Source organism: Fundidesulfovibrio soli (genome assembly GCF_022808695.1).
In the GTDB taxonomy this organism is placed as follows: domain Bacteria; phylum Desulfobacterota; class Desulfovibrionia; order Desulfovibrionales; family Desulfovibrionaceae; genus Fundidesulfovibrio; species Fundidesulfovibrio soli.
Genome location: NZ_JAKZKW010000009.1, coordinates 26,570 through 39,267 on the forward strand (window position 1 = coordinate 26,570; position 12,698 = coordinate 39,267).

Consider the following 12,698-nt stretch of genomic DNA (forward strand, 5'->3'; position numbering starts at 1 on the left):
CTACCGCGCGAAGTCGCTGAAATAAGGGTTGTGCAGGCGCTCGTCATCCACCGTGGTCTCGGGGCCGTGGCCCGGGTAGAGCACCGTGCTCCCCGGCATGGTGAAGACCTTCCGGCGCACGCTGTCCACCAGCACGTCGTGGCTGCCGCCGGGGAAGTCCGTGCGGCCCACGGAGCGGTAGAAGACCAGGTCCCCCACGAAGGCCACCCCCGCCGCCGGGAAGTGGAAAGTGATGCTGCCCGGCGCGTGGCCCGGGGTCGACAGCGCCCGGCAGACCTGCCCCAGGGCCTCGAACTCCCCCTCTGCGATGGTCTCGTAGCTGTAGTCGCGCACGGGGGGCAGGCCCATGAACCCGCCGCGCCCCAGTTCGGTGCGCATGAGCTCGTCGCTGCCAGCGCCAGCCAGCACCTTGGCCCCGGTGGCCGCCTGCAGGGCGCTCACCCCGTAGGTGTGGTCGAAATGCAGGTGCGTGAGCAGGATGTGCGTGAGCGTGAGCTTGTTCCGGGCCAGGCTGGCCAGCATGGGCTTGGGGTCGCCGCCCACGTCGACGGCCACGGCCAGGGAGCCCTCGTGGGCCAGGTAGCTGTTGGTTTCCAGGGGGCCGATGGCGAACGTCTCGATTTTCATGAATATCCTTACGGAAGAGGCTCCAGCAGGAGATCCTCAAGTGGTTTGCGGTCGGAGGAGCCCTTCTGGTCCGGCCAGCCCGCGGCCAGCACGGCCATGAGCTCCAGGCGCTGCTCGTCCAGGCCCAGGGCCTGGGTGACGCGGGGCTCCTGGTTGATGATCTCGCCCAGCCAGACCGCGCCCAGGCCCTGGGCGTGGGCGGCCAGGAGCATGTTCTGCAGGCAGGCCCCGACGCCCTGCAAATCCTTGGCGCGGTTGTAGACGATCTCGCGGTCCAGGAAGACGCAGAACAGCGCGGCCGCCTGGCGCACGATGTGGGAGTACTTGGTGTGCGCGGCCAGGGCCTCCTGCCGGGGGTCGCCCGCCTGCACCACCAGGAAGCGCCAGGGCTGGTTGTTGAGCCCGCTGGGAGCCCAGCGCCCTGCCTCCAGCACGGCCAGCAGGACGTCCCTCGGGATGGCTTCGGCCTTGTAGCGCCGGATGCTGCGCCGGTCGCGGATGGCTTCGAGTACGGGGTTGTGTTCCATGGCGTATGCTCCGCCCCAGCATATAGCCCATGCCCCGGCCCCGGGCAAGCCGTCCCGCCTTCGGGGGCCCTCTCCCGCTGCCCGCGCTTGTCACCGGCGGGGCTGCCCTATATGGTGGCCCATGCGCCAGAACATCCCCGCTCAGCCCCTCGCGGGCGTCCGTCTCACCCGGCAGGACCTCATCGGCAGCGAACACGCCCTCAAGGACGCCCTCCAGGCCTTCGTGGGCTTCAAGTCCTACAGTTTGTACTTCCCTCCCCCGGGTACCGGCCCCGGCCCTGCCGAGCCTGAGTTCCTGCGCGGGGAGCAGAAGCTCCTGCTGCCGCTCACGCACGAGGGCGAGCTGATGGGCATGTTCATGGCCAGGGGCGTGAAGCCGCAGCCCTCCAAGGGGGCGCTCTCGGTGCTCAACCAGGCGGCCTCGCTCTGCCTGGAGAACCTCCGCCTGGCCAAGGCCTGCCGCACGGACCCCGTCACCGGCCTGGTCAACCGCCAGCACCTGACCCAGGCCCTGGAGCGCGAGATCGAGCTGGTGCAGGCCTGCATCCTGCCCGGCTCGGCCAGCTGCCTGGAGGCCGGACCCGGCGAGGCGCGCGGCGGCTTCGGGCTGGTGCTCTTCGACGTGGACTTCTTCACCTGGGTCAACCAGGGCTTCGGCCACCTCTTCGGCGAGAAGCTGCTGGCCTCCGTGGGCGCGCTGCTCACCGCCATCGCCCCGGGGGACAGCCTCTGCGCCCGCCTGGGCGAGGACGTGTTCGCCGTCCTGCTTCCCGGCGGCACCCCGGCCCGCTGCCAGGAGCTGGCCGAGAATTTCCGCTCCGCCGTGGCCGAGGAGGTCTTCGAGTACCCCGTCAACGGCGAGCGCATCCGCCTGACCGTGAGCGCGGGCTTCGCCCTCTACCCGCAGGACCTGCACGGCGGCCAGCTGGGCGCGCCCACCGGCGAGGCCGCGCGCATCCTGATCCAGAAGGCCCGCAAGACCCTGGCCTGCGCCAAGGACCTGGGCCGCAACCAGGTCATCAGCTTCGCCCGGCTGCTGCGCGAAGGCGGCCAGGTGCTGGAGCGCCTGCCCCTGGGCCGACTGGCCGTGAGCCTGGGCCGCGCCGTGGACGCCAAGGAGGGCCAGCGCTTCCTGGTCTGGTCGCCGCGCTTCGAGGGCGCGCACCAGCTGGCCCGCTCCGGCGAGACCCGCGTCTCCGGGCGCTACCCGGCCATGGTCAAGGGCGAGATCATCCTCATGGAGACCCAGGAGGACGTCTCCTTCGCGGAGGTGCTGCACCTCACCGACGCCTCCTGGCCCATCGAACCCGGCGACCGCCTGCTCATGGCCCAGGAGGGCGAGGAGCGCTTCGCCGCCGAGGACCAGCCCCCGGCCCAGCCCCAGCGCGACATGGTCAGCGGGCTCCTGGGCCACCGCGACTTCATCCGCCACATCGCCCAGGCCCGCGATTCGCAAAACGTGTTCAGCCTGGCCCTGGTGCGCCTGCCCGAGCCCGGCAAGGAGCGCGCCGTGGCCGGCTCCTCCCCGGCCGAGGCCCGCGTGCAGGAGGTCACGGCCCTGTGCCGCGAGTGCTTCGGCCACCAGTTGCAGGGCGGGCGCTTCTCCACCGGCAGCCTCATCCTCTTCCTGCCCGGAGTGGACCCCCTGGAGCTGCGTCCCCGCTTCGCCGCCTTCATGGAGGCCGCCCGGGAGCGCCTGGGCCTTCAACTGGCCGTGGGCCTGGCGGGCTATCCCTTCCTGAATTTCGGCAAGGCCGACGTGCTGGAGAATTGCCGCAAGGCCCTGGACCACTCCCTGCTGCTGCCCGGGCGGGACAAGCTGGCCGTGTTCGACTCCATCTCCCTGACCATCAGCGCGGACAGGCTCTTCACCCTGGGCGACGTCTACGGCGCGGTGGAGGAGTACAAGCTGGCACTGCTGGCCGACGAGGAGAACCGCCTGGCCCGCAACTCCCTGGGCATCTGCCTGGCCAGGCTCGGGCGCATGGCCCAGGCCAAGGCCGAGTTCGAGCGCGTGCTGGCCAAGGAGCCGCGCAACGCCATGGCCCTGTACAACCTGGGCCACGCCTGCCACCGCCTGGGCGAGGTGGCCCAGGCCCGCAAGTGCTTCCAGCGCTGCCTGAAGCTCAACCCCGGCGACGTGTACAGCCTGCTGCGCCTGGGCCGCATGGCCGAGGAGTCCGGCAAGCTGGCCAACGCCCGGAAATACTACGAGAAGGTGAACGCCCTGCCCGGCGGCAAGGGCCTGGCCATGCGCCACCTGGCACGTGTGGCCCTGGCCCTGGGCCGCACCGAGCAGGGCCGCGAGTACCTGCACCAGGCCCTGCTGCACGACCCCAAGGACGCCTTCTCCATGAACCTGCTGGCCAAGTTGTACCTCGACGCCGGGGAGGACCCGGCCATCGCCGAGGCCCTGGCAAGGCAGAGCGCTGCACTGCGCCCGGAGCAGAAGCAGTTCTGGAAGGAGCTGGCCAGGGCGCTGGAGAAGCAGGGCAAGAAGGAAGAGGCCCAGCAGGCGCTGGCCAGGGGGTAGCGGGCCATGAAGGCGATAGATCTGAAGGGCGCTACCGCGTCCATCGACGCGCTGTGGTCTCCCCGGGTGGCCGCGCAGGTCAACGACACCTACGTGAAGCTGGCGCGCATCCAGGGAGATTTCGTCTGGCACGCCCACGAGCGCGAGGACGAGATGTTCGTGGTGCTGAAGGGCAGGCTGTGCATCCGCTTCCGCGACGGCGACGTCTGGCTGGAGGAAGGCCAGGCCCTGGCCATCCCGCGCGGCGTGGAGCACTGCCCCCACGCCCCGGAAGAGGTGCACATCATGCTTGTGGAGCCCGCCGGAACGGTGAACACCGGGGACGCGAGCGGGGATGAGCGTACGCAGGACGCGCCGGTCTGGCTGGAGTAGTATTCAGAAGAAGATGCCTCCGGCGGCAAAAGGGAGTTCCTCCCTTTTGAATCCCTTCTCCGCTTCGCGTCCGGCGCGCGGGCACCGCGTTCTCAGGCGGCTACCCCTTCCAGAAGCGCAGCCTGAGCGCGTTCGAAACTACCGACACCGAACTCATGGCCATGGCCGCGCCCGCGATCATGGGCGAGAGCGTTGGCCCACCGAAGGCGTGCAGCACCCCCGCCGCCACCGGAATGCCCAGCACGTTGTAGGCGAAGGCCCAGAACAGGTTCTGGCGGATGTTGCGCACCGTGGCCCGCGACAACCCGATGGCCGTGAGCACCCCGCGCAGGTCGCCGCGCATGAGCACCACGTCCCCGGTCTCGATGGCCACGTCGATGCCCGTGCCCATGGAGACGCCCACGTCGGCCTTGGCCAGGGCCGGGGCGTCGTTGATGCCGTCGCCCACCATGGCCACCTTGAGGCCCTGGGCCTGCAACTCCGCCACGCGCGCGGCCTTGCCCTCGGGCGGCACCTCGGCGGAGACCTCCTCCACCCCGGCCTGGGCGGCCACGGCGTCGGCCGTGCGCTGGTTGTCGCCGGTGAGCATCACCACGCGCAGGCCCATCTCCCGCAGGCGGCGCACCGTCTCAGGGGCCTCCGGGCGTATCGCGTCGGCCACGGCCAGAATGCCCAGGAGCCTGCCCCCTTCGACCACGAACAGCGGCGTCTTGGCCTCGGCCGAGAGCCGCTCCCCCTCGGCAAGCATGTCCGGCGAAATCTCCACGCCCTGCCCGGCCAGCCAGCCGGGCCGCCCGACCTGCACCAGCCTGCCGCCGATGTTGCCGCCCACGCCGCTGCCCGGCGTCGCCTGCGCGCCGGATGCGAAGGGCAGCGCCAGGCCGCGCGCCTGCGCCGCCTGGACCACGGCCTGCCCCAGCGGGTGGGCCGAGAGGGCCTCCACCGCGGCGGCGTGGGCCAGCAGAATCTCGGCGGCGGTGCCGGGCGCTGGCAACACGTCGGTGAGCACGGGCTTGCCCAGGGTCAGGGTGCCGGTCTTGTCCATGACCACGGCCCCCACCTCGCTGGCGGCCTGCAGGGCCTGCCCGCTCTTGATGAGCACGCCCAGGCGCGCGCCCCGGCCGGTGCCCACCATGATGGAGGTGGGCGTGGCCAGGCCCATGGCGCATGGGCAGGCGATGACCATCACGCTCACGAAGATGCGCAGGGAGAAGGCCCAGCCCTCCCCGGCCAGGAGCCAGGCCAGCCCTGCCAGAACGGCCAGGGCCATGACGATGGGCACGAAATAGAGGCTCACCGTGTCCGCCAGGCTGGCGATGGGCGCCTTGGAGCCCTGGGCGTCGCGCACCAGGGCGATGATCCGGGCCAGCATGGTGTCGCGCCCCACCTTCAGCGCGCGCATGGTCAGCGCGCCCAGGGCGTTCATTGTCCCCGCCGCCAGCTGGTCGCCGGGCTTCTTGGCCACGGGCAGGCTCTCGCCGGTGAGCATGGATTCGTCCACCTCGGAGGCTCCCTCGATCACCTCGCCGTCCACGGGCACGCGCTCGCCGGGGCGCACCAGCAGCGTGTCCCCAGGGCGCACCTGCTTCACGGGCACGACGGTCTGTGCCCCGTCCGCCCCGATGCGGGTGGCCGTCTCCGGGGCAAGGCGCATGAGCGCCCGCACGGCCTCGGCCGTCTTGGAGCGTGAGCGGGCCTCGAGATACTTGCCCAGGGAGATCAGCGCCACGATCACCGCGGCGGACTCGTAATAGAGCCCATGCACGGCATGGTGCGGGTTGATGCCCAGAACGATCTCCAGGGTGCTCCACAGCGAGGCCAGGAAGGCCGCGCCCGTGCCCAGGGCGATGAGCGAGTCCATGGTGGGTCCGCCGCGCAGCAGGGCGGGCACCCCGTCCAGGTAGAAGCGCCGCCCCAGCCACAGGAGCGGGGCCGTGAGCGCCAGCTGCAGGAGCGCATACGCCGCCGGGGAGTGCTCCGGGGCCAGGAAGCCCGGCAGCGCGAGCCCAACCATGGGTCCCATGGCCACCAGCAGTTCGAGCCCGCCCAGCACGAGCTGGGGGATCAAGGCCCGGCGCTGGGCCTCCAGCCTGTCGGCCTGGGCTTTCTGCTGCGTCTCGAAGACGGACTCGTCCTCGGCGGCCAGGGGCGTGGCGCTGAAGCCCAGTTCCGCGATCTTCGCGGTGACGATCTCCAGGGACGGCCCGGTGGGTGAAAGCGTCAGTTCGCCCGTCTCCGTGGCCAGGTTCACCCGGATGGAGTCCACGCCCTCCACGGCGCCCACCACCTTCTCGATGCGGCTGGAGCAGGAGGCGCAGTGCATGCCGCCGATGGCCAGCCGGATGGTGGCGGCTGGCTTGGGCAGGGTCAGCCCGAAACCCAGCCCGGCCAAGCGATCGGCAATGGCCTCCAGGGAGGTCCTGGCCGGGTCCCACTGCACGTCCAGAGTCTCGGAGGCCAGATTCACCACGGCTGATTCCACGCCCGGCATCTGGGACAAAACGCGCTCTATGCGGCCCGAACAGGCCGCGCAGTGCATGCCGGTGACAGGCAGGGTTCGCTTTTCCATTTGGGTGAGCCTTGTATCCTGATTGTGCGCCCGCTCACTTCAAGAAGCGGGACAACGCTGTTTTGACTTCCGCCAGCAGCTCCTGCTGCGTCATGGGCCGGGCGGCCTCGTGCTCTGAGCCGGTGCCGTGCCCCAGCACGCACCCCTCCAGGTGCCTGCCGAGCAGCTCCACGCCCAGGGAGTCCAGGGCGGAGCGCACGGCGGCGATCTGGTTCAGGATGTCCATGCAGTAGCGTTTTTCCTCCAGCATGCGCTGGATGCCCGCCACCTGGCCCGCGATGCGCTTGACCCGCGCCGACATTTTCTTGTCGCAGCCGCAATCCGATGCGCAATCCATACGTCCTCCTGCCCTTTCGCATACCCCTATGGGGTATAAAATACCCCCCGTGGGTATCCTGTCAAGGGGCAGTCCGGCAAGGATCCGCAAGCCGCGTGCGGGATGGCCGGGAATGCTCTGGGTGTGAGGGGGATGCGCGTCAACGGCCATTGGCTCCGGGGGGGAAGTCTGCTACAGGCACTCACCCGCTATGACCATGCCCCAATCACTTTGCATACTGGCCGCCCACGGCTCCTCGCATCCCGGGGCGCGCGCCGCCCTGGAGGCTTTCGCCGACCGCGTGGGGCGCGAGTTCCCCACGTGCGGGGTGCTGCTGGCCTACACGGCCTCGGGGCGCGCGGGAGTCCACGCCGTGGCGCAGGGCTCGAAGGGCCAGCCCCTGGAGGGCATCCTTCCGGGCCTCTACGGGCAGGCCAGGCTCGGGCCGCTGCACGTCGCGGTGCTGTCCCTGCATGTCATCGCCGGGGAGGAGTACGGGCGCATGTGCCGGAGCCTGGAGGACCTGGCGGGCTGCTGCGGAGCCCAGGTGGCCATAGGGGGGCCGCTGCTCGACTCCCCGCTGGACGCGCCCGACGTGGCCATGGCCCTGCGCGAGAGCCTCGCCCAGGAACCGCCCGACCCGGGCGAGGCGGTGGTGCTCATGGGCCACGGCACCACCCACGCCGCCCAGTCGCTCTACCGGCACCTGGCCCAGGCCCTGCACCTGAGCCTGCCCGGAGCGCGCCTCGGCGTGCTTGAAGCCGCCGACGCCCAGGACCCGCTGAACATCCGGGCCATCGCCGCGGGCCTGGCCGCATCCGGCGTGCGCCGGGCGCGGCTGATGCCGCTTTTGACCGTGGCCGGCAGGCACGCCCACAAGGACCTCGCCGGGGACCAGCCCGGCTCCTGGAAATCCGTGCTCGCGGACCACGGCATCGAGAGCCGCGCCGATCTGGCCGGGCTCGTGGAGCGCGAGCCTTTCGCAACCCGCCTGGTGCGCCGCCTGCGCGCCCTGACCGGCGGAGGCCCGGGCGGGCGCCCACGGGGCCTGCACGGCGCGGCGCAGCCCTGACCCGCGCCCCTTCTCAGTCCTGGTATTTCCTCCTGACCTCGGCCACCTCGTCGTAGTGGCGCTCGAACGCGTCCACCACTGCCGGATCGAAGTACCTCCCGCGCGCGCCTATGATCTTGGCCTTGCACACGTCCTCGGGGATGGCCTTCTTGTAGGGGCGCATGCTTCCCAGGGCGTCGTAGACGTCCACCACGGAGACGATGCGCGCCTCCAGCGGAATCTCGTCGCCCCTGAGCCCGTGGGGGTAGCCCAGGCCGTCCCAGCGCTCGTGGTGGCACAGGGCGATGCGCTGGGCCATGGAGATCAGGTCGTCCTGCCCCTCCAGCAGGTTGAGCAGGTCCAGGGTGCAGCCGGGCTTGGCGTCCTCCGGGTTGAAGTGCAGCATCTCGCAGCCCAGGATGGTGTGTCGCTTCATCACCTCCCACTCCTCGTCTGAGAGCGGGCCGGGCTTGAGCAGGATCTGGTCCGGGATGGAGATCTTGCCGATGTCGTGCATGGGCGCGGCCAGGCGGATGAGGCGCCTGAAGTCCTGGTCCAGGCCCATGTGCGTGGCCAGTATCCTGGCGATCTCGCCCACGCGGATGACGTGATGCCCCGTGTCGTTGTCGCGGAACTCGGCCGCCTTGCCCAGGCAGTGGATCACCCGCTCGTTGGCGATCTCGAGCTGTATGGTGCGCTGGCGGACCATGTCCTCCAGGTGTTCCTGGTAGGCCCTGTTCTCGGCCAGCAGCCGGGCCTTCTCCTCCACCGAGGAGATGGAATGAAGAAGCACGTCGAAATTGAGGATGGGCTTGGAGATGAAATCCCACGCGCCGGCCCGTATGGCGTCCATGGCGTCGGAGAGCACCCCCACGCCGGAGAGCACCACCGTGGGCAGGCCCGGGCGGCTCTCCCGCGCCTTGGACAGGAAGGTGTAGCCGTCCATCACCGGCATGTTCAGGTCCACCAGGGCCACACACACGTCGTCGCGGGCCTGCAGCAGGTCCAGGGCTTCCTGCCCGTTGGCGGCCAGAAGCACATCCCGGTCGCAGTCCTCCAGGAAATCCCGGACGCTGGTGCGGATCGCCGGATCGTCGTCGATGACCAGGATTTTCATCCTGCCCTCCTGAGTTCAGAGTATGTCCCAGTACGGCTTACGCTCCGGCGGCTCCTTGCTGGCGGCCTCGGGGGAATTTGGGCAGGGCCACCACGAAACGCGCCCCCTTGCCCGGCGTTGATTCGACGCTCATGCGCCCGCCGTGGTTGCGGGTCACGATGAAGTAGGAGACCGAAAGCCCGAGCCCTGTGCCCTTGCCCGGCTTCTTGGTGGTGAAGAAGGGCTCGAAGATGTGCTTCTGCACACTCTCCGGGATGCCCGGGCCGTTGTCGGCGAATTCCACATAGCAGGTGTCGTGGTCCTCGCGAACGGTCATGGTCAGGGTGGGCACATAGCCCCTGGCCTCCACCGCGCCCATGGCCTGCACCCCGTTCTTGATCAGGTTCAGGAACACCTGCCCGATCTGGCTGCGCGAGCAGTGCGCCGTCACCGGGCCGGGTCCGTGGTCGAAGACCAGGCGCACCTTCTTCATGTCGTAGTTGCTTTCCAGGTCGAAATCGTTCTGGGCGAAACCCACGATGTTGCCAAGCAGGGCCACCAGGTCGCAGGGCTCACAGCCTGCCCCGTCCTTGCGGGAGAAGTCCAGCGTGTTGCGGACGATATCCGCCGCGCGGGCTCCGGCCTCCTTGATGTCCTGGAGGGCCACGGCCACCCCGCGCCGCTCCAGGTAGCAGTCCAGGGCGGCGAGCGGCAGGCCGCACTCGCTGGCCGCCTGCCCGTTCTTGGCGAAGGAGGGGGAGAGCCTGCGCTCCACGTTCTGCACGGACTGAAGGATGATGCCCAGGGGGTTGTTGATCTCGTGGGCCATCCCGGCGGCCAGCCCCCCCAGGGACATGATCTTCTCGTTGTGGATCATCAGTTCTTCCAGGCGCACCTGCCTGCTCACGTCGTCGACGCGCAGCACCACCTCGCGGGCCTCGCCCTCAAGCACCGCATACATGGAGACGCTCAGGAACCTGTGCTCCTCGCCCTGGAGGAAATCAGCGCGCTCGATATGCTGCGACTGGCTGGCCAGTTGCCGCGCGTCCATCCCACCCACCTGGTCCGCCAGCCAGGGGAAGGCCTGGCGCAGGGGCAGGCCCAGGGCCCGCTCCTCGGGCACTCCGCTCAGGAGCGCGGCCTCCCTGTTCCAACTGCTCACGCGCCCATGCTGGTCCACCGCGATGATGGCCGAGGGCATGGCTTCCAGCAGGGCGTGGAGCTTGTTCTTGCTGCGGGCCAGCTCGACCTGCATGCGCAGGTGCCTGGCCCGCGCCACATGCAGGATGACGATGTAGCTGAAGAGACACGCCAGCAGCACGGCCAGGGCCACGATCTGCCAGCGGTAGGTCTGCCACGCGGTGGGCTCGCGGTGCTCCACCCGGCTCCCTGAGGGCAGCCGGGATTCGGGGATGCTTAAGCGTTTGAGCTGTCGCCAGTCGTACAGATACTCGGTGTTGTCCACGTCGCGCACCCCGCCTTGGGCGTTGCCGGAGAGTATCTCCCCCACCACGCGGGCCGCGACGGCCCCGGCGTTCCTGTTGCTGATGACATAGCCGCCCACGGCCCCCACTCCCACGAAGGTGTCCTGGGTGACGAACACAGGGGCTCTCGCCTCGCTGATGATGCGGTGGAACACGGTGAGGGGGTGGAAAGCGGCCCCCGAGCCGTCCTGGAAGAAGGAATGGAACAGGATGGCCGAATCGGGGCGCAGGCGGTTCAGGTATTCGAGCGTCTCCAGCAGGCTCCGGTTGGAGACGAACTCGATGGAGCAGTCCGGGATGCCCTTGCCGAGCCGCGCCTTCCACTCCTGGGCCAGACGCTGCTCGGCGGGGGACGCCCCGATCACCACCGCCACGTTGCGCACCGTGGGCCGCGCGTGCTGGATGGCCTGCAGGGCCTGGGCCGGGTCGTAGCTGGTGGCCAGCACGGTGACGCCTGGCGGCAGCGTGTCAGGCGCCCTGCCCATGGTGGCGCCGCCCACCACCAGCGGACTGCCGGGGAAGATCTCCGCCCCGTTGGCCAGCATGAACGCCGCTCCGGTGCCCCCGAAGGAGACCACGACATCCGGGGGGGCGAAGCGGTGCTTGGCTGCCAGGAAGCGTTTGAGGTCCGCGGCGTAGCCGGAGTCCCGGGTGTTGCGGCCCATGGCCAGGTATTCGATGGAGAAGTCCGGGCGCAGCCCGTACTGTTCGGCGAGGGTCGATTTGAAGCTGGCCAGAAAGTTGGGATAGGCCAGGTATTCAGGGGTCTCAGCAAAAGCGATCAGCACGCGCCTGGCCGGGGCCGGTTGTTCCGGGGCAGGGGCCTGCCCGGCGCTGGCCGGAGGCCGCCACGCGCCGCACAATATCAGGGCGAGCACCAGGGCCACCAGCCCCCGGCATGCTGCATGACTGCGGAAGCTCATGCTCCAGGGTAGCCGAGAAGGCCCTGCGCTGACAATCGCTTTGACGCGGCCCTCTCTACCAGCTGTTTGCTATTTCGATCGTTTCCCGATCCAGCCCTTGCGCCTGAACATGAGCAGCATGCCCCCACCCACCGAGGCCATGAGCGTGAGCACGGCGTAGTAGCCGTATTCCCACTCCAGCTCGGGCATGAACTTGAAGTTCATGCCGTAGAGGCCGGCGATGAAGGTGAGCGGAATGAAGAAGCTGGAGAACATGGTCAGCACCTTCATGATCTCGTTCATCTTCAGGCTGATGTTGGAGAGGTACAGCTCCACCATGCCGGAGAGCATGTCCCGGAAGGTCTCCACGGTGTCCATGACCTGGATGGTGTGGTCGTAGAGGTCGCGCAGGTAGAAGATGGTGCTGTCGGCGATCAGTTCGTTGCCGCCCTTCTCCAGCTTGGCCACCACCTCGCGCAGGGGGAAGATGTACTTGCGCAGGAACAGGGCCTCGCGCCGCAGGTCGTGCAGGGCCTCAAGGTGTGCGGGTTTGGGCGCGGAGAGCAGCATCTCCTCGATGTCCTCGATCTCCTCGCCCATGCGCTCCAGCACGATGAAGTAGTTGTCCACCACGGCGTCCATCAGGGCGTAGAGCAGATAGTCGGCCCCCATGCTGCAGACCCGGCCCTTGCGGTTCATGATGCGCTTGCGCACCTCCCCGAAGACGTCGCCGTTGGCGTGCTCCTGGAAGGTGAGCAGGTAGTGGCGGCCCAGGATGAAGCTGACCTGCTCGTCCTCGACCTTGCGCGTCTTCTCGTTGAAGCTGAGCATCTTGATGATGACGAAGATGGACTCGCCCAGATCCTCCATCTTGGGGCGCTGGCCGGTGTGCACGATGTCCTCCACCACCAGGGGGTGGAGCTTGAACACATCGGCCGCCTCGTTCACCACGGCGGCGTCGTGGAGGCCGTCGATGTTGATCCAGGTAACGCCCGGCCCCTTGTCGTAGCAGGAGCACTCGCGCAGATGCTTGGGGTTGACGGAATCCACGCTGCCAACGTCGTAGGTGATCATCTGGAGGGTGACGGGCGTGTCGCGCTCAACGCCAATGTAGGTGGCTGTGCCTGGGGCGTGGCCTACGGCCTTGCTGCGGCGCCGGAGGTGTTCGAGCATCGGGGGAACTCCTTGTCTCGCGCCGCTCTAAACGAAAACGGCGCGGGG

At 69.1% G+C, this 12,698-nt stretch carries 10 protein-coding genes; 3 read left to right on the top strand and 7 right to left on the bottom strand.

What is annotated here, in order from left to right:
* Together MLE18_RS09790 and MLE18_RS09795 are read right to left on the bottom strand one after the other, a co-directional pair.
* Nucleotides 1–627 carry an MBL fold metallo-hydrolase gene (locus MLE18_RS09790; protein ID WP_243438619.1) on the bottom strand — a complete coding sequence of 209 codons (627 nt, stop codon included), beginning with the start codon at nt 625–627 and terminating at the stop codon, nt 1–3.
* 8 nt (nt 628–635) lie between these two features.
* On the bottom strand, nt 636–1,154 hold the full coding sequence (locus tag MLE18_RS09795; RefSeq protein WP_243438620.1) for a nitroreductase family protein: 519 nt from the start codon (nt 1,152–1,154) through the stop codon (nt 636–638).
* A gap of 121 nt (nt 1,155–1,275) precedes the next feature.
* Here MLE18_RS09795 and MLE18_RS09800 point away from each other — a divergent pair, with 121 nt between their 5' ends.
* Together MLE18_RS09800 and MLE18_RS09805 are read left to right on the top strand one after the other, a co-directional pair.
* Nucleotides 1,276–3,687: a GGDEF domain-containing protein gene (locus MLE18_RS09800; RefSeq protein ID WP_243438621.1), complete on the top strand. Its 2,412-nt coding sequence runs from the start codon at nt 1,276–1,278 to the stop codon at nt 3,685–3,687.
* Between the two features lie 6 nt (nt 3,688–3,693).
* Nucleotides 3,694–4,059, top strand: coding sequence for a cupin domain-containing protein (locus MLE18_RS09805; RefSeq protein WP_243438622.1), 366 nt, complete (start codon nt 3,694–3,696; stop codon nt 4,057–4,059).
* A 100-nt stretch (nt 4,060–4,159) separates the two neighbouring features.
* On the opposite strand, the gene MLE18_RS09810 is transcribed toward MLE18_RS09805, so the two are convergent.
* Both MLE18_RS09810 and MLE18_RS09815 read right to left on the bottom strand, forming a co-directional pair.
* Complete coding sequence (locus tag MLE18_RS09810) at nt 4,160–6,628, bottom strand: heavy metal translocating P-type ATPase (RefSeq protein ID WP_243438623.1); 2,469 nt, start codon at nt 6,626–6,628, stop codon at nt 4,160–4,162.
* A gap of 34 nt (nt 6,629–6,662) precedes the next feature.
* Nucleotides 6,663–6,965, bottom strand: a complete 303-nt coding sequence (locus tag MLE18_RS09815) for a metal-sensitive transcriptional regulator (protein ID WP_243438624.1) — start codon at nt 6,963–6,965, stop codon at nt 6,663–6,665.
* 196 nt (nt 6,966–7,161) lie between these two features.
* Between MLE18_RS09815 and MLE18_RS09820 the strand changes: the two genes are divergently transcribed.
* On the top strand, nt 7,162–8,016 hold the full coding sequence (locus MLE18_RS09820; protein WP_243438625.1) for a sirohydrochlorin cobaltochelatase: 855 nt from the start codon (nt 7,162–7,164) through the stop codon (nt 8,014–8,016).
* A 13-nt stretch (nt 8,017–8,029) separates the two neighbouring features.
* Here the strand turns inward: MLE18_RS09820 and MLE18_RS09825 are convergent, their stop codons facing one another.
* From MLE18_RS09825 to corA, 3 genes are all read right to left on the bottom strand, one after another.
* Nucleotides 8,030–9,112, bottom strand: coding sequence for an HD-GYP domain-containing protein (locus MLE18_RS09825; protein ID WP_243438626.1), 1,083 nt, complete (start codon nt 9,110–9,112; stop codon nt 8,030–8,032).
* A 37-nt stretch (nt 9,113–9,149) separates the two neighbouring features.
* On the bottom strand, nt 9,150–11,498 hold the full coding sequence (locus MLE18_RS09830; RefSeq protein WP_243438627.1) for an ATP-binding protein: 2,349 nt from the start codon (nt 11,496–11,498) through the stop codon (nt 9,150–9,152).
* A 69-nt stretch (nt 11,499–11,567) separates the two neighbouring features.
* The gene (corA, locus tag MLE18_RS09835) at nt 11,568–12,650 is read right to left on the bottom strand and encodes a magnesium/cobalt transporter CorA (protein WP_243438628.1); all 1,083 of its coding nucleotides are present in this window, start codon (nt 12,648–12,650) and stop codon (nt 11,568–11,570) included.
* Nucleotides 12,651–12,698 lie beyond the last annotated feature (48 nt).